Here is a 17,450-nt window from a genome sequence, read left to right on the forward strand (position 1 = left end):
TCGGAGGTGCCTCCGCGGCCAGCCGCTACCCTCTCGGGTCGCGTCCATCGCGTCGTTCATCTCGGACGGACCGTTTCGACCGGCCCAGGGAGGCACAAGCTCTTGCTTGCCGACTCTCCGGTTCCGTCGGTTCGGGGCGGGCTTTTTAACGGCCCGTCTCGAATCTGTCAACCTTTTCTTTCGAGAAGGTCGACCACCTACCAGGCGGCCCGGAGTTGCAGCGCCTTCGCTGCCAAGCTCTCCGGCCCACCGATTCGGGGCGGGCTTTTTAACGGCCCGTCTCGAATCTGTCAACCTTTTCTTTCGAGAAGGTCGACCACCTACCAGGCGGGCCGGAGTTGCAGCGCCTTCGCTGCCAGGCTCTCCGGCCCACCGATTCGGGGCGGGCTTTCTAACGGCCCGTCTCGAAGCCGTCAACCCTTTCTTTCGAGCGGGTCGACCAGGCGGTCCAGGGTTGCCAGACTTGCAGCGCTTTCGCTGCCAGGCTCCCCGGTTTCGCCGATTCGCGGCAAGCCGTCTAACGGTTTGACGCGATGCTGTCAACCACCTCTCTCGAGGACGGTCGACCGAACGGTCCAGAGTTGCAGCGTTTTCGCTGCTCGCTCTCCGGTTCCGCCGATTCGCAAGGCGTAACTTACTGATGTTTCGCGAAAGTGTCAACCACAGCGAGTGGGCTCGCCAGGGAGGTCGACCGAGCGACCCGAAGAGGCGAGGCGTGTTCCGCCCCAGCGCTCCCGGACGCCGCCCGTTGCGGCGGCTCCCCCTCGGTAAGACCCACCTCCGCAGTGTCAACGCCCCTGGTCGCTCTCCTCTCCGAGCAGCTGCGCGGTCGTGCGTCGGCCCACGTCACCGACCCCGGCAAGGTCCCGCGCGGCAAGCGCTGCCGTCGAGGTCGAGCTCGCCTGCTCTGCCGCTGAACCTCCGAGGCGCCTATGCTCCGAAGCGCAACTGCGGATCTGCTCGACAGGCGAGCTCGTCGGGCTCGGCCGGTCCACACCGTTGCCACGACGCGCGAGGACGAGCTCGATGACGAACCGCTCCGGATTTCAGATGACGACGCTCGGAAGGACGGGGCTCCGCGTCAGCCGCCTCGGGCTCGCGTCGAACGGCGCGTGCCGCCGGGACGTCGAGTGGGCGGTCGACCAGGGCATCAACTACCTCTACTGGGGCTCGCTGCGCCGGCCCGACTTCGGAGCGGCCGTCCGCCACCTCGCGCGGTCCAGGCGGGCGGAGCTCGTGGTGGTCGTCCAGACGTACGCCCGCGTGGCGGCGCTCGTGCGCCCCTCGGTCGAGCTCGCGCTGCGCCGCCTCGGCCTCGACCACGCCGACGTGCTGCTGCTCGGGTGGTGGAACGAGCCGCCGGACGCGCGGATCGTCGAAGCGGCCCGCCGCGTGTGCGAGGCGGGCAAGGCGCGGCACATCATGATCTCCTGCCACCGGCGGGCGACGTTCTCGCGCTACATCGCGGATCCGACCTACGGCGCCATCATGGTGCGGTACAACGCGGCGCACCCGGGCGCGGAGACCGAGGTCTTCCCGCACCTCGGTCCAGGCCCGGCGACGCCCGGCGGCGACGCGCCAGGCCCGGCGACGCCTGGCGGCGACGCGCTGACGCGACCCGGCGTGGTCGCGTACACAGCGACGCGCTGGGGAGCGCTGCTCGATCCGCGGCTGATCCCGCCCGACGAGCCGCGCCCTCGAGGCTCCGACTGCTACCGGTTCGCGCTCACGCACCCGGACGTGGACGTCGCGCTGTGCGGCGCGAAGACCGCCGACGAGGTGCGCGAGGCGCTGGAGGCGCTCGCGCGCGGTCCGATGGACACCGAGGAGCTCGCGTGGATGAAGCGCGTGGGCGCCGCCGTGCGCTCGGCGCCCCCGGGCCGCTCGGGCAATCCGCTCATCTCCTGGCTCGACCGCTGGACCCGCGTGGCCGACCCGGGCAGCGCGGCCTCCCGGTGAGGAGCCGCCCGTGAGCAGCGCCCGAGGGGGCGCGGCGGCGGGCGCGGCTCCGCGCTCACCGGCCGTGGCACCTGCGCCGGCACGCACGGCCGACCGGCGCGCCGCCGAGCTGTCCGATCAAGCGGCCGGGCCAGGCGGCGCGCTGGCGTTCGCGTCCTCTACAATCCTCACGCGCGGCGCCATCTCCGTCAGGGGTACACCGCCCTTGATGCCGAAATCGAGGGTGCGGACCGGGAACGGGATCGCGATGTCGTTCTCCTCGAACGCCTTCTTGATGTGCATGAGGAGCTCGCTCCGCGCGCCGAGATAGTCGTCCTGGTGGCGGAAGGGGATCCAGATGCGGACCGTGAGGTTGATCGCGCTGTCGCCGAACCCGTCATAGAAGAGCTCGACCTCCCTCGTCGTGTCCCGTCCCCGGACCTGCCGCGCGGCGTCCAGGGCAACGCGCCGCACCTTCTCGAGATCGTCGCCGTAAGAGACCCCGACCGAAAGGTCGACGCGGCGCGCGCCGGTCTCGCTGTAGTTGATGAGCTTGGTCGTGAAGATCTCCTTGTTGGGGATCATCACCGCCTGGCCCTCCAGCGTGCGGATGGTCGTGGAGCGGATGCGGATCCGCTCGGCAATGCCGAGGGTGTCGTTCGTCTCGATGAGGTCCCCCTCGCGGAAGGGGAAGCGCACGGCGAGGTAGACGCCGGCGATGAAGTTCGCGGCGAGGTCCTGGAACGCGAACCCGAGGGCGAGGCCGACGATGCCGGCGCCGGCGAGGAGCGACGTGGCGGCCTTCTCGAGGTTGAGGATGCTGAGGGCGATCATCAGGCCGCCCGAGAGCACCGCGATGCTGGCGAGCCACGAGACGAGGCCGTTCACGCTGTGCGGCGTGTGCAGCCGCTCCAGCGCTCCGTAGACGAGCCGCCGGGCGAGGCGCCCGAGCCCCCAGCCCACCGTCACCACCACGACGGCGACGACGAGGTTCGGGAACATGACAACGAGCGTGTCGATCCACAGCGACACCTTGTCCACGAGCTTCGCCGAGATGTCCGAGAGGCCGGCCGCCACCTGCATGAAGGCGACGCATACGCCCAGGGCGCGAGGACGTCGAGACCCTCGCGCGGCGCGCCACGGCCGAGCTCGCATGAGGACGTGACCCCGCAAGAGACCACCTCGGGCGATGAGGACGTGACCCGCGGAGAGAGACCACCTCGGGCGGTGAGGACGTGAACCACGGAGAGAGACCACCTCAGGCGGAAGGCGGCCGCCGCGCGACCGAAGCGGCCAGAGGGGCGCGAGCGCGCGCGGCCGTCTGGAGCGCACACGCGCAGGCCCAAAGGAGAACGCAAAGGAGTAACGAGACCATCCCTGCTGCGCGGCTGCGCCCGCGTGCATCGATTGCGCGACGCATCGGCCTCTCTGATGGCCCGACCTCTGCAGACATCGGCGACGCGGGTGGCACAAGGTAGGCGTGCGTCGAGGGGAGCGGTCATGACAATGCGCATCGGGGTGATGGCGGTGAGCTCAGCGGTTCTCGCGCTGGGCTGTATGGACGTGGATGAGCACGAGCAGCTGCGCGACAGCGCGGCCGCTCTCGATGGCAGCGCGAGGTCGGGAGACGCGCGCTTCATCGAGGGAGGGACGATACAGTACGTGCTCGGGCTCTCACCGGAGACGGGTCAGCGCTTCGGCGGCGCGCACACGCTCCTCATCCCCTTGACCGGGACGCGTGAGGCGATGGACGGCGCGAATCTCCCCACGAGCCTGCACCCGGAGCTCAGGGGCTCCTACGTCGCGCTGAACTCGAGCCTGCTGCAAGGCCAGGCCACGGGGCCCTTCGCCTCGCAGTGGTGGCCTCACAGCAGAAACGGCATCGCGGACCGGTGGAACTCCGCGGTCAAGGACTACGGCGATCTGGCGTCCGATCCGGACAACCTCTCGCCCGCGGAGAAGTACGATCTGCTGTTCTACTCGGGACAGGCGAGGTCGATCGAGCCGGCCGGGGGCGCGGTCACCGGCGAGAGGAGCCGGCCGGAGGGGCCGAGCGCGGCGTCGCGCGCTCCCCGCGCGACGCAGGTGGCGGGGCCGACGACGTACTGGGAGCTGCGGCATCACGGCCTGTACCAGGGCGTCACCCCGGAGTACTGGTGGGGCCATTGCAACGGCTGGGCGGCGTACGTCGTTGCCGAGGGCGGCGGCCCGCCGCGGCGCGACGTCCGCGTGAAGCGCTCCGGCAGCACGCTGGTCGAGTGCGCGTCGGTCGAGACCGGGTGTGTCCTGTTCCACATGGCGGACATCGAGGCGCTCATGACCGAGCTGTACCACCACGACTCGGCCACCTTCTCGGGGCGGCGCTGCGAGACGCGGGAGGACCGCGTCCTGCGCGACGTCTACGGCCGCCCTGTCGATCCGGCGTGCCGCGACCTGAACCCCGGGACGATGCACGTGGCGATGACCGGCCTCCTCGGCCTCGGCGCGAGCTCGATCAGCTCCGCGTCGAGCGGGCGGGGGCAGCGCTCGTTCGTCGTCGACTACACGTGGCACCGCGAGGTGTGGAGCTACCCGGTGACGTCGTTCACCATCGACACGATGGCGGAGGTGAGCGCGCAGGAGGCGGCGCGGCTCGTCTGCAACGGCGGGTACCAGGGGGCCGATTGCTACAATTACCGGTTCAACCCGAGCGCGCGGCGCTTCGTCCGCGTCGCGGCGCGCTACGGGATGATCTCGGACGAGGTGAGCACCGCGTCGCTCCTCCTGCCCGCGGCGCTGCGCAACGTGCCGCTCGTGTCGTCGGAGCTCCATTATGTGCTGGAGCTCGACGACCGGCTGACGGTGCTCGGCGGCGAGTGGATCAAGAACCCCGCGTTCGCCAACGGCGTGAACGGCAAGCAGATGCATCCGGATTATTTCTGGATCCCGGTGAGGCCGCAGGGCGCGGGGGAGGACGGAGACGATCTGGGCGGGTCCGGGGACAACCCGTACATCGCTTACTCGCGGGTGAGGGCGCTGCTCGATCTCTCGCGGAGATAGAGAGCGGTCGTCGCTTCTGCTCTCTCGCGTCTCCCTTCTCGCCTGTCTCCGGCTCTCCGGCTCTCCGGCTCTCCGGCTCTCGTCACTCGTCACTCGTCACTCGTCTCACTCCTCTCCGTCCTCCGTGCGGGTGCGCGTGCTCGAACTATGGAGCGAGCACGCGCACGCGCACGCGCACGCAGACGGCAGACGGCAGACGGCAGACGGCAGACGGCAGACGGCAGACGGCAGACGGCAGACGGGAGGCGGCAGACGGGAGGCGGCAGACGGGAGGCGGCAGACGGAGGACGCGTGATGGATCGGTGCCTCGTCGCTGCGCTGCCGCCGGTGGTCTACGATGACCGCGCCATGATGCACCTGGACGATGCTTTCGCGGCGTCGCTCCGCCGCGCCGACGTGCGGTGGCTCGCCGAACACCTCGACGAGGCGAGCTGCACGGAGGAGGTGCTGCGCCAGCTCGTGCGGCACGACGACGCCCGCGTGCGGTACCTCGGGCTCGCGCGGCTCGGGCAGGCCGCCGCGGCGCGCCCCGGCGGGGCCGCGCGGCGACAGCTCGCGGCGCTGCTGCCGCACGCGCTCGACGGCGCGCCGGAGGCAACGCTGCTCCTCGCGCGGCTCCACCGCGAGCTCTGGCCCTTCCTACCCCACCAGCGGCTGCCGGCGTGGCGCGAGGCCGCCCTCCCCGCCCCCGTTCGCGTCGCCTGGCTGCGGACCGAGGTCGTCACGCAGCCGGAGGTCCTCCGCAGCGAGCCGGCCGGAGAGCTCCTCTACCAGGCGCTCCACGCGCTCGATCCAGCCGAGATCCCCGCGCCGGAGGCGCTCCTCCCCGAGCTCGCGGCGCGCCGCGATCCAGCCCTGCAGGCCGCGGCGCTCGACCTGACCCGGCGCTGCCTGCACGCGGCGCTGCTCGCGCCCGAGCAGGCGCGCGCCGTCCTCGCCGCGCTCCTCGACGCGACGGCGCCCGCGACCGTCGCCGCCGCCCTGCGCGAGCTCGCCGCGCCCTGGGCCGCGCTCGCCGGCAAGCCGCTCCCCGCCGCGCGCCTGCGGCAGCTGCTGCGCGGCGATCCCGAGGTGGCCGCGGCCGCCCTGGAAGCCACGGCGCGCCACGGCAACGGCGCGCTGCTCCGCGAGGCCCTCGCGCACGACGGCGCGCCGCCGCGGCTCCGGCAGCAGGCGCTGGAGCTCCTGGGCAGCCTCGCCACCCGCGACGACGTCGGCGAGATCCTCGAGCTCGCCGCGGGCGATCCGCTGCTGCTCGGGCAGCCCGCGATCGCCTGTCTGCGCGCCCTGCACCGGCGCGGGCACTTCCCCGCCCCCGAGCACGCGGCGGCGCTCGTCGACCTCGCCCTGGCCGATCCCGCGATCTCCGCCGTCGACGTCGCGGCGATCGCCTTCACCAGCCGGCGCGCGCTCCTCGAGGCGCTCGCCGCGGCGCCGGCCGGCGACGCGAGCTGGCCGCGGCGGGCCGCGATCGTCGTCGCCCTGGCGGAGCAAGGCGCGGCAGATCTCCCCCTCGGCGACGTGCTCGCCGCGAAGCTCCGCGAGGCGCCCTCCCCCGCGCCCTTCCTGCGCGCGCTCGGCACCCTCCGCCACGCGGCCGCCGAGGACGACGCGCTCGCCGCGCTCCCGCGCGCGCCCGCCGCGGCCCTCGAGGCGCTCGCCGCCATCGGCGGGCGGCGCACGGCAGACACGCTGCGAACCGCGCTCGGCCTCGACCGACCGGGGGCAACAGTCGTCCCGCATCTCCGTTCCGAGCGGAAACGTGCCGTGGGGTTGCTCTGGCACCTGACGGAAGACCCCGGGGAGCGGCGCGCGCTCCTCGCCCGCCTGAACCCCCGCGAGCTGCCGGCCGAGATCGCCGCCGACCTCGGCGGGGCCGACCCGGCGGAGCTCGCGGTGCTCCAGCGCGCGGTGAAGCGGCACACGCCCGCGGACGCCCTGCAGGCGCTCACGCGCGCCGGCGACGCGGGCGCGCTCCCGGCGATCGCCGACCTCCTGCTGCGGATCACGGCGGATCTCGCCGCGGCCTGGGCTCCGGGCGGACCGGCCGAGCTGCTCGAGCCCGAGCTCGATCGGCGCCGCGAGCGGCCCGCGGAGCCGGCCGTCCCCGCCGAGGTCGCGGACGCGATCCGCGGCCTGGGACGGCAGCTCCACCGGCGCCGGAAGATCAGGCCCGCGTGCCTGCTCGACGCCGCGAGCGAGCGCGAGGCAGGCGACGCCCTGCTCGCGAGCCTCGCGCTCGACCTCCTGGACCGGCCCGATCTCTCGCCGGGCGAGCGCGCCCTGCTCGTCGACCTGCTGCGCGCGGCGCCCTGGCGGCGGGCGCTCCCGCGCCTCCCGCGCCTCCTCCGCCACCGCGATCCCCATGTGCGCAAGCGCGTGATCGCGCTGCTCGCGCAGGGCGGCGCCGAGGCGCTCTCGGCGCGCCTGACGATCCTCACGGGCGCGGGCGACGTGCAGACGGCGCGGCAGGCGCTGCGCGCGCTCGGCGGCATGGAGGCGCGCTGGGCCTGCCCCGCCATCGCGGCGTGCCTCGATCACCCGAGCATGAGCATCAAGAAGACGGCCGCCGAGGCGCTGGCGCGCGCAGGCGGGCCGGAGGCCGTGCCGAGGCTCGTCTTCTGGCTCGGCCGCCACGACAACCCGGGGTTCCGCGCGGCGCTCGAGGCCGCGCTGCGGGCGCTCGTCGGGCCGGCGTGCGAGGCGACGATCCTCGCCGCCGCGGAGGCGGCGGACGACGAGCGGACGCGCGATCGGCTGCTCGACGCCCTGAGCCGCAGGCTGACGGCGGCGGCGATCCGGAGCGGGCTCCGCCAGGGCTCGGCCGCCGCGGCGCGGCTGCTCGAGCGGGTGTTCGCCGGCGAGATCGCCCTCGCCGCGGGGACCGCCGCCGATCTCGCGGTGGAGCTCGAGGCGCACGGCCTGCTCGCCCGCGAGCGGGGGCCCGCGGGCGCGCCGACGGGCGCGGCGGAGGTCGCCGCCGCGGAGGCGCTCGCGCTCGCCCGCGACGGCTGGGACGACGCGGCGGCGCGGCGGCTGCTCGAGCGACAGGCGGCGCTGCGGCAGGACGCGCTCGACGACCTGCGGCCGCTCGCGCCGGAGTGGCTCCGCCTCGCGGCGGCCGAGCCGTCGCTGCGCGACGCGGCGCTCCGGCTGGTCGTGCGCGCCTCCCCTGCCCCGTGGTCGCCCGGCGAGGCGCGCGCGTTCGCCCGGCAGGCCGCGACGATTGTCGATGGTCTCGCGACGGCGGCGCCCGAGCTGCGCGACGGGCTGCTGGCGCTGCTCGAGGCGGCGGCGCCCGAGCTGCAGGCCGCGGAGGCGCTGGGCGTCGCGGCGCGCGTGCGCGGGCTGGCTCCCGTGCCCGGGGCGCGCCGGTCGCCGCTCGAGGTGCTGCGGCGGTGCGGGGTGATCCTCGGGCGCGCCGACGTCGACCAGGCGCTCGCGATGGCGCGCGTCGCCGCCGATCCGTGGACGGCCGAGGCGGCGATCCTGCGGGACGCGTTCGGCGCGACGGCGGAGGCGGGCGCGGCAGCGGATCCCGAGGCCGCCTCCACGTGGAGGGCGGCGCTCCGGGCCGCGGCGCGGGAGCCCGCGGCGCTCGCGGCGCTCCGGGCGGCGGGGCCGGGGGAAGGCGGCGGCTCGCGCGCGCAGCTCGCCGCGCTGATCGAGGTGTTCCCGGCCGCGGCCGAGGCGGCGCGGGCGCCCCTGCTCGACTGGATGGAGTCGCTGCAGCCGATCGGCGCGCCGCCGTGGACCCTCGCCGAGCGCGCAGCGACGCCGGCGGGCGCGGCCGGCGGCGCGCGGGTGCCGCGGCCCTCCGATCTCGACCAGCCGCGGTCCGCCGCGCTCCGCGCGCGCCTCCTGGCGATGCTCGACGCGCCCGCGCCGGAGCAGCGGCGGGCGGCGGCCGCCGCGCTGCTCTCGTGGCCGGACGAGGACGTCCGCGCCGCCGTGCTGCGCGCGTACCTGCGCGGCGGCATCGACGGCGTGGCGTCGCCGTGCCTCGGGCGCTCGCTGCTCGATCTCGCCGAGGAGGAGCTCCAGGGGGCGGACGGCGACGAGGCGCGGCGGGAGCGCGCGGCGCGCCTCGCGGCCCTGCTCGATCCGCCGGACGTGGAGCGCCTCTTCTCACCGCTGCTGGCGTGGTGGGAGGCCGGCGCGCCGGCGACGCGGGCGGCGGCGGCGCAGGCGATCCGACGCGTGGCGCCCGACGCGCGGGCGGAGCGGCTCCTCGATCGCCTCCAGCGGGGCGCGTGGGGCTACCTCGACCTGATCGCGGGCGAGGGGCTGCTGCGCACGCCGGAGCTCGACGCCCTGGTGCAGCGCCTGCGCGCCGAGGGGCGCGCCGACCTCGCCGAGCGGATCGTCCTCGACGACGGTCCGCTCCGGCCGCCGGGGGGCGCCGAGGGCGACGCGCGGGCGCTGGAGGCGCTGCGCGCGCGCCCGGAGCCGCGGGAGGTCGCGGCGAGGGACCGCGGCCCGGCGCGGCAGGAGCTCGTGCGGCTCGCGCGCGCGGGGGATCCGGAGCAGTCCCGCCGGGCGCTGACCGCGCTCGCCGAGGCGCCCGACGAGGAGCTCGCGGCGCTGCTCGTGGAGCTGCTCGGCGACCGGCGCCCCCGGGTGCGGCTCCACGCGCACCGGCTGCTCCGCGACGCGGTGGACCGCGCCGCCTACCTGCGCGCGACGTGCGCGCTCCTCTCGGATCCGCTGCCCGACGTGGTGCGCTCGGCGATCCGCATCCTCTGCTTCGCGCCGTGGCCGCCGGCGATCCCCGCGATCGTGGGCCTGCTCCTGCACCCGCACCCGAGCGTCCGCCGCGCGGCCGCCGACGGGCTCGCCCACGCGGGCGCGCCGGCGATGCCCGCCCTCAAGGAGGCGCTGGGCCGCGCGCGGCCGGACCGGCGAGAGGTCTATGCAGAGGTGATGAAGCGGATCGAGGCGCGATGACGCGAGCAGGGGGTGATCGCGGGGCGCCCGCTACGCCGGGAGAGTCATTTTATCTCTTCTCTCTTGGCGTTCTTGGCGTCATGGCGATTCATCACCTTCTCTCCTGACCTCCGCTCGCCGGCTCATCTCCCCCTCTTCCGAGCTCCGCCCCGCCATCGACCTCGCCGGCCACGCCCCGCGGCCCGAGCTCCCCTGCCCCGGGCTCCGCGACAGGCGGCACCACGCCGCGATCGGGCGGCTCGAGGACGCAGGTCTCCCTCCCCTCGACGAGCTTGCAGCGGCGGTCGGCCGGGCACTCGCCTCCGCACGGCAGGCGCACGCACAGCCCCGTCGCGGGGTCGCACGCCGTCCCGCGCTGGCAGGACGCGTAGCAGATGTCGTACGCCTCGCGGTTCGCCACCGTCGCTCCGGCCCCGGCGGCGAGGGTCGCCGCCGCGTCCACATAGACGTTGCCGCTGCCCCGCACCGCCCCCGGCCCGAACAGGAACTCCGGCGGACCACGCCTCGGCTTCAAGCAGCCGACGAGGCTTCCAGCCAGACAGCAGGATGCCAGAAGGACGGTAATTCGCATGGCCCTGAGATCCTGCATACACACGGGAACGATTCCTCGACAAGGAGGGAGCAAATTCCTGGTAGCATCGCGTCATGCAGGGGGAGGGGGACGACGTGGGTGAATCTGTGTACCTGGCGCCGCTACCGACGCCGCTCCGCTGGGACGTGCCGCCCAGGAGCTGGAGCGTCGGGAGGGCATCGAGCCTGATCGTCACGGCAGGCAGCAAGACCGACCTGTTCCTCGATCCGGAGCGCACGACCGGCGTCCTCAACGCGCCGCGGCTGCTCGGGACGCCGCAGGGGGACTTCCTCGCGAGCGCGCGGGTGACCGTCGGCTTCTCGTACGTGGGCGACGCCGGCGTGCTGCTCCTCTGGGCGCACGAGCGCGCATGGGCGAAGCTCGCCTTCGAGCTCTCCGCGGAGCGCGCGCCGACGGTCGTGTCGGTGGTGACCCGCGGCCGGTCGGACGAGCGCACATCCTTCGCCGTCGACGCGGACCACGTGTGGCTGCGCGCCTCGCGCCTCGGGCGTACGTGCGCGTTCCACGCGTCCACCGACGGGACGACGTGGCGCGTCATCCGCAGCTTCTCGCTCGGCATCGCGACGGAGCTCGGCGTCGGCTTCTCGGCGCAGTCGCCGGCGGGCGACGGGTGCACCGCGGTCTTCGACGACATCCGCTTCACGCCGCGCCGGCTCGGCGACCTCCGCAGCGGCGACGCCGCGAGCGACGAGGCGCTGGCGCGCGCCGCTCAGATGCCGCCGTTGACCGGGACGACCTCGCCGCTCACGTACGTGGTGTGAAGGGCGAGCCGCGCGATGGCGCGCGGCCTCGTCCGGCGTGCGCCCGGACCGCGCTCGCCCGCGCCGTCGCTCAGGGCGAGCCGACGCCGAGGAACGGGTTGAACGAATAGCTCGTGGAGAACCCCGCGGGCACGCTGAAGTAGTGCGCGACGAGCCTGGCCGGATCGGTCGCGATCTCCCCGCGGGCGATGGGGCCGTCGTCGCCGTCGTCCCAGCCCCAGGGCGCGTTGGCGGCGTTCGTCGGGCAGTAGAAGGACCAGCCTGAGCCGCAGTCGCCGCCGCGGTCGCCGAGGAAGGCGCCGCTCGACGTGAAGAGCGTGGCGAGGCCGCGGCGGGGCCACAGGCCGTCGGGCCCGTACGTGTCGAGCAGCCTGTAGCGCACGTCCGGGTCCGAGGCCGACGAGGGCTCCTCGGCCGCGGTGAGCGACGGATAGTACTTCACCCCATCGCCGCCCTCGATATCGTAGCTCGGCCAGGCCTTGAGCCCATGCCCCTTCGCCTCCTGCGCCGTGATCGGGTGGAGCTGCCCCTCGAACGACGCGAGCGACAGCCGGCCATCGATGGACTCGCCGCCCGCGGCCAGGGGGCTCCCGTCGGGCACGAACGAGTAGAAATCGGTGTGGGCGACGGTCACGGCGCCGAGGAGCCGGCCGTGCTCGGTGCCGTCGCGGGCGACGATGACGAGAACCCCTTCGGAGTCGTTCTCGTGCTCGGTGTCAAAGGGCGAGTCCATCCAGTCGCGCGGGTGGAAGAAGGTGTACACGATGAACCAGTGCGTGCCGGTCTCGACCACCGCGTGGTAAGCGTGCGCAGGGAGGGCTCGGCTGCCGGCGCTCTCCCAGTTGTTGGTGGACGACCAGTCCCCGTCGAAGTCGACCCGGGCGAGGTAGTCGGCGCGCCCGCCGAGCGAGTGCGAGCCGGTCACGTCCACGTCCTGGTAATGGATCGGCGCCCAGCGCAGCGCGAGCGCGGCGCGCCCGTCGGCCGTGGCCGCGGTGATCGCCTCGCCGGCCTCGGCGACGTCCTCCTCCAGGACCTCGGACGAGCAAGCGGAGAGCAAGACGCACGAAGCTGCCATGACGACCGCGCCATGGCGATTCAAAGACAACATGTGAACACCGCCTTTCGATCGACGACTAGATCAAAGGCGGGAAAGAAGGCATGAAGTCGCCGCGACGTTCTCGAGGAGCGGCGGTTACGAGGCGAGGTGGGTCGATATCCCCGCTCGGGAGATGATCGCCGGGCGAAGGCGCCTCGCGCCCCTCAGGAGGCCGCCCTCGCGACATGGTCGCGCAGCCAGCGGTGCGCCGGATCGTGGTGCGTGCGCTCGTGCCAGATCATGGCGAACGAGAAGCTCGCCAGCTCGAGCGGCGGCGGCAGCACCGCGAGCCCGAGCGGCGCCGCGGTGGCGTCGACGATGCGGCCGCCGAGGGTGGCCATCAGGTCGGTGGCCGCGACGACGTGCGGCGCCACGAGGAAGTGCGGGACCGTCGCCGCGATCCGCCGGACGCGCCCGAGCGCCGCCAGCGCGTCGTCGACGAGGCTGCCCGGCGTGCCGCGCGGCGCGACGAGCAGGTGCGAGAGCGCGCAGTAGCGGTCCAGGGTGAGGCGGCCGCGCGCCGCCGGGTGATCGCGGCGCACCACGCAGCGGAAGCGCTCCTCGAAGAGCGGGCGGACGTAGAGGCCGTCAGGCCAGCCGCGGCGCGGCGGGCCGATCACCACATCGACCGCGCCCGACGTCAGCTGCGCGACCACCCCGTCCCGGGTCAGCGCCAGCGGCATCATCCAGACGTCCACGGAGGGCGCCGCGCTGGCCAGGAGCGACAGGAGCGGCGGCAGGAGCACGAGCTCCGCGTAGTCGCCGGTGGCGATCCGGAAGGTGCGCCGCGCGGCGGCGGGGTCGAAGCGCGGCTCGCCGCGGATCGCGCTGGCCAGCCCGCGCAGCGCGGCGCGCAGGGCCGGCGCCAGGCCCTCGGCGCGCGGCGTGGGCAGCATCGCGCCGCGCGCGCCGCGCACCAGCAGCGGATCGCCGAGCGCGCGGCGGAGCCGGCCAAGCGCGTGGCTGCACGCCGGCTGGGTCATGCCGAGGCGCGCGGCGGCGCGGGTGACGTGGCGCTCGGCGAGCAGCGCGTCGAGCACCACCAGCAGGTTGAGGTCCAGGGCGGCCAGCTCGCGCGCGTCATGCTCATCCTGCATGACTCAGATGAATACCATGTATTGGAAACATGAAGGCACCGGGCGCCAGGATGGGCTCGTCAGCGCAGCGCGCCCGGTCCGCTGAACGGCCCCCCGCTCCGGCCTCGCGCGCGCCGCGACTGCGACAGCGAACACGACGATCTCGACCCGCCGGAGGCACCCTTGATCACCGAAGCCAGAGCGACCCCGATCGACACGATGGCGATGAGATGGACAGGCGCGGAGGCGCTGCGCGTCCTTCGCGCCGGGCTGGCCGCGTCCGTCTCCGTCGTCCTGCTGGCCACGATGGCCGTCCTGGCGGTGCCGCACGCGCGCGGCATCGCCTTCTTCCCCGCGCTCAGGTACGCGGTCGTCACCCCCGCTTGCGTCGTCGTGGCGGTCGCGGCGGCGTTCCTCTACCGCGCCCTCGCCGAGCGCTCCGCGCGGCCGCGCGCGACGCTGGCGGCCGTCCTCGCCGGGCTCGCCGCGGGCGCCCTCCTGGCGATGGCCGCGGCCGGCCCGCGCGGCCTCGCCGCCGCGGCGCTCCCCGCCGTGGCCTGCGTCGCCGTCGCGCTGGCGCTGCTCGTCCCGCGCCTCGTGCGCCTCGTCGATCGGCGGCGCCCCTCGCGCGCCGGCGCGGCCGCCGTCGCGGCGCTCGGCGCGCTCGAGCTCCTCGGCCTCGCCGGCGCGCTCTCGAGCGAGCGCGCCGTGCCGCGCGGTCCCCAGGGGCTCGCCTTCGAGATCCCGCGCGCCATGTTCGACGCGGATCACCGGTTCATCGAGCTCCCGAGCGGGGCGCGCGTCCATTACGTCGACGAGGGCGCGGGCGAGACGCTCCTCTTCCTGCACGGCAACCCGGCGTGGTCGTTCCAGTGGCGCGATCTCCTCCGCGGGCTCCGAGGGTCGCACCGGTGCGTCGCGCTCGATTACCCGGGCTTCGGCCTGTCCGAGGCGCCGGCCGGGTTCGGCTACACGCCGCGCGAGGAGAGCCTCGTCGTCGAGGAGCTCGTCGACCGGCTCGGCCTCCGCGACGTGACGCTGGTCATGCAGGACTGGGGCGGCCCCATCGGCCTCGGGCTGGCCGGGCGCCGGCCCGAGCTCGTGCGGCGCGTCGTCCTCGGGAGCACGTGGGCGTGGCCGACGAGCACGGACACGCCCCGCGGCAAATTCTCGATGATCGTCGGCGGCCCGCTCGGCGAGTTCGCGCAGGTGAACTTCAACGCGTTCGCCGCGCTGGGGATCGAGAACGGCATCGTCCGGGAGCTGCCCGCCGAGGTGGCCGACGTCTACGTCCGGCCATTCCGCCCGCTCGACCGCCGCGGCATCGCGGCCTTCTATCCGGGGCAAATCACGGCCGCGAACGACTACTTCGCGGAGGTCGAGGCTGGCCTGTCGCGGCTCGCTGACAAGGAGGCGCTCATCTTCTGGGCGCTCAAGGACGTGGGGTTCCCCCGCGGCGACCTCGAGAGGTTCGAGGCGGCGTTCCCGGACCACAGGACGATCGAGCTCCCCGACGCGGATCACTTCTTCTTCGAGGACGCCGCGGAGCAGATGATCCAGGAGATCCGCGCGTTCGCCGCCCCGGACGCGGCTCGGCCGACGACCGGCTCCGGCGATCGCCGCTGACGGCCGGCGGTGCACGAGCACGGGCTGCTCTTGCTCGACGAGCCGACCGCGCTGCGCCGCCGATCCCCGCCAGCTCGCAAGCGGGCTCACCCTCCTCGACGGCTGGACGGTCGCGACGGTCGCGCTCAGCCTCCGGCGCTCGCAGTGGCACCGCCGATCGCGCGGGGGTCCACCGGGCACGCCAGCGGAGACGAGGTCGGGCGCGTCCGATAGAGTCGGGACACGGCCAGCGCGAGGGTCGAGCACGTAATGCGAAACACATCGGACGTCATCGGGGTCGCGGCGGTCTACATTGACAATTCCTTCAACTCCGCGGCGCTCGCCGGCATGCACCGCGCGGCGCGGGAGCGCGGTTACCGGATCGTCATCCTCCAGGGGTCGCCCCGGAGCGTCGCGCGACGCGGGCTGGGGATCCGCCGCGTGGCCGGGTGGGTCGCGATGTACACGTGCGACGGCCTGGAGGAGCTCCTCTCCGACGCGACGCCGGCCGTGCTCTTCTGCACGCCTTCGCTCGGCGCGCGCTATCCGGTGGTCCGGGCCGAGAACCGCGACTCGATCCACCGGCTCGTCGAGCACCTCGTCGGCCTCGGGCGCCGTCGGCTCGCCTACATCGGCCTGTCGAGCTCGGATGACTTCATCGAGCGGGCCAGGTCGTTCGAGGAGGCGCTGAGCGCGCGCGGGCTCGCGACGGATCTCAACCTGCTCTCGAGCTTCGACCAGTGCTCGATCACGTACACGGAGCAGCGGCTCGGGGCGCTCCTCGATCGCGACGGCAGGTTCTGCGACGCGATCGTGGCGGGCAACGACGAGATGGCGATGGGCGCCATCAACGCGATCCGGGCGCGCGGCTACCGCGTGCCCGAGGACATCGCCGTCGTGGGGTTCGACGACATCACCGCGGCCCAGCACTTCGACCCGCCGCTGACCACGATGCGGCAGAACCCCGAGCTCCTCGGGAGCACGTCCGTGCAGCGGCTCGTCGAGATGATCGAGGGCCGCTCCCCGGAGCAGATGGTGACCCGCGTCCCCGCAGAGCTGGTGCTGCGGCGCTCGTGCGGCGTCGGCGCCGCGTGGGAGGCCGCGCTGAACGCGCCGGAGCCGGCCGGGCCGGCGGTCGACTGGCACGGAGACGTGTCCCGGCAGCTGAACGTCCTGCTCGCCGGGGGGACGCCTTCGCCCCTCGACCAGGCGCCCCGGGTCTGGCCCGAGGTCGAGGTGGTCGTGCGGGGCCTCGACGCGGCGCTGACCGGGGCGGCGCTGCCGGACGCGCAGGAGCTCGAGCGCGCCTTCGGCGCCGCGGTCGCGTACAACGACCGGATCGAGGTCCTCCGCGCGGTGGTGAAGCAGGTCGAGCGGACCGCCGCGCGGCAGCTCGCCGGCGCGAAGGAGCCGGACGCGGCGCGCCGGGTGGAGATCTTCCTCGACCGGATGCACCTCGCGCAGCAGCGGGCGCTCGCGGCGTGGGAGCGCCGCAGCGTGGAGAGCCTCGAGCGGCTGGTCCGCACCAGCATGGAGACGAGCATGCTGCTCGCGTCGAAGCAGACGTGGCGCGACGATCGCCTGGGGTGGCTGCGCCATACGACCATGCGCGTGGCGTGCGTGGCGCTGTGGGCGGACGATCCGGGCCCGGGCGGGCCCGAGCTCATCATCGACAGCCTGCGCGCCCGCGAGCCGGGGCTGGAGGCGCTCGTGCGGCGGCGAGCGCCGGCCGACGTGTTTCCGCCGCCCGAGCTGATCGACGCCGCGGCGCCGGACGAGCCGAGCGGTTACCTCGTGCTGCTCCCGATCGTGAACGCGCGGCGCGACTGGGGGACGCTGGCCGTCGGCGGGCTGCACACCGAGAGCTTCGCGGACAACCTGCAGCCGCTGGGCATGTGGACGGCGCTGCTCGCGGCGGCGTTCGAGCGCTACGAGCTCGAGGCCGCGCTGCACACGGAGCGCGACATGCTGGCCGCCGCCTACGAGCGCGAGCGGGCGCTGTCGAGCACGGTGCGGGAGCTCGGGTGTCCCGTCATCCCGCTCTTGCCCGGCGTGCTGCTCATCTCGCTCATCGGCGCCATCGACGCGGCGCGAGCGCAGCAGATCCTGGAGGCCGTGCTCTCGGGCGTCGCGCGGGAGGGCGCCCGGTGGGTGCTGCTCGACGTGACCGGCGTGCCGCTGGTCGACGCGGAGACCGCGTCGGCGCTGGTGCAGACGGCGCAGGCGACCCGGCTGCTCGGGGCGCGCGTGAGCCTCGTCGGCGTGGGACCCGCGATGGCGCAGAGCATGGTCGAGCTCGGGATCGAGCTGCGCGGGATATCGATCTTCCAGTCGCTGGCCGCCGCGGTCCGGCAGCTGACGAGATAGCCCCGGTCGCTCTGGCGCCCAGTCCT

General features: G+C 74.3%; 10 protein-coding genes. 6 read left to right on the plus strand and 4 right to left on the minus strand.

Annotated elements, in window-relative coordinates:
• The first annotated feature begins 1,026 nt into the window (after positions 1-1,026).
• Positions 1,027-1,959, plus strand: a complete 933-nt coding sequence (locus tag WME89_RS24720; protein WP_438011538.1) for a hypothetical protein — start codon at positions 1,027-1,029, stop codon at positions 1,957-1,959.
• Between the two features lie 117 nt (positions 1,960-2,076).
• Here WME89_RS24720 and WME89_RS24725 read toward each other — a convergent pair whose 3' ends face one another.
• Positions 2,077-3,021 (minus strand): mechanosensitive ion channel family protein, encoded by a 945-nt coding sequence (locus WME89_RS24725; protein ID WP_438011539.1) that lies wholly within the window; start codon positions 3,019-3,021, stop codon positions 2,077-2,079.
• Between the two features lie 417 nt (positions 3,022-3,438).
• Here WME89_RS24725 and WME89_RS24730 point away from each other — a divergent pair, with 417 nt between their 5' ends.
• Both WME89_RS24730 and WME89_RS24735 read left to right on the plus strand, forming a co-directional pair.
• The gene (locus WME89_RS24730; RefSeq protein ID WP_438011540.1) at positions 3,439-4,977 is read left to right on the plus strand and encodes a hypothetical protein; all 1,539 of its coding nucleotides are present in this window, start codon (positions 3,439-3,441) and stop codon (positions 4,975-4,977) included.
• A 294-nt stretch (positions 4,978-5,271) separates the two neighbouring features.
• Positions 5,272-9,924, plus strand: a complete 4,653-nt coding sequence (locus WME89_RS24735; protein WP_438011541.1) for a HEAT repeat domain-containing protein — start codon at positions 5,272-5,274, stop codon at positions 9,922-9,924.
• Positions 9,925-10,015: 91 nt separating this feature from the next.
• On the opposite strand, the gene WME89_RS24740 is transcribed toward WME89_RS24735, so the two are convergent.
• On the minus strand, positions 10,016-10,438 hold the full coding sequence (locus WME89_RS24740; protein ID WP_438011542.1) for a hypothetical protein: 423 nt from the start codon (positions 10,436-10,438) through the stop codon (positions 10,016-10,018).
• A gap of 131 nt (positions 10,439-10,569) precedes the next feature.
• Here WME89_RS24740 and WME89_RS24745 point away from each other — a divergent pair, with 131 nt between their 5' ends.
• Positions 10,570-11,277 carry a DUF1349 domain-containing protein gene (locus WME89_RS24745; RefSeq protein ID WP_438011543.1) on the plus strand — a complete coding sequence of 236 codons (708 nt, stop codon included), beginning with the start codon at positions 10,570-10,572 and terminating at the stop codon, positions 11,275-11,277.
• A gap of 70 nt (positions 11,278-11,347) precedes the next feature.
• Here the strand turns inward: WME89_RS24745 and WME89_RS24750 are convergent, their stop codons facing one another.
• Together WME89_RS24750 and WME89_RS24755 are read right to left on the minus strand one after the other, a co-directional pair.
• Positions 11,348-12,355 carry a hypothetical protein gene (locus WME89_RS24750; RefSeq protein ID WP_438011544.1) on the minus strand — a complete coding sequence of 336 codons (1,008 nt, stop codon included), beginning with the start codon at positions 12,353-12,355 and terminating at the stop codon, positions 11,348-11,350.
• Between the two features lie 185 nt (positions 12,356-12,540).
• Positions 12,541-13,473: a LysR family transcriptional regulator gene (locus tag WME89_RS24755; RefSeq protein ID WP_438011545.1), complete on the minus strand. Its 933-nt coding sequence runs from the start codon at positions 13,471-13,473 to the stop codon at positions 12,541-12,543.
• Between the two features lie 162 nt (positions 13,474-13,635).
• Between WME89_RS24755 and WME89_RS24760 the strand changes: the two genes are divergently transcribed.
• The gene (locus tag WME89_RS24760; protein ID WP_438011546.1) at positions 13,636-15,078 is read left to right on the plus strand and encodes an alpha/beta fold hydrolase; all 1,443 of its coding nucleotides are present in this window, start codon (positions 13,636-13,638) and stop codon (positions 15,076-15,078) included.
• Between the two features lie 249 nt (positions 15,079-15,327).
• A complete protein-coding gene (locus tag WME89_RS24765) occupies positions 15,328-17,424 on the plus strand; it encodes a substrate-binding domain-containing protein (protein WP_438011547.1) in 2,097 nt (698 codons plus the stop codon).
• The last annotated feature ends 26 nt before the right edge of the window (positions 17,425-17,450 follow it).

This window comes from Sorangium sp. So ce321 (assembly GCF_051530195.1).
Taxonomy (GTDB): Bacteria; Myxococcota_A; Polyangia; order Polyangiales; family Polyangiaceae; genus Sorangium.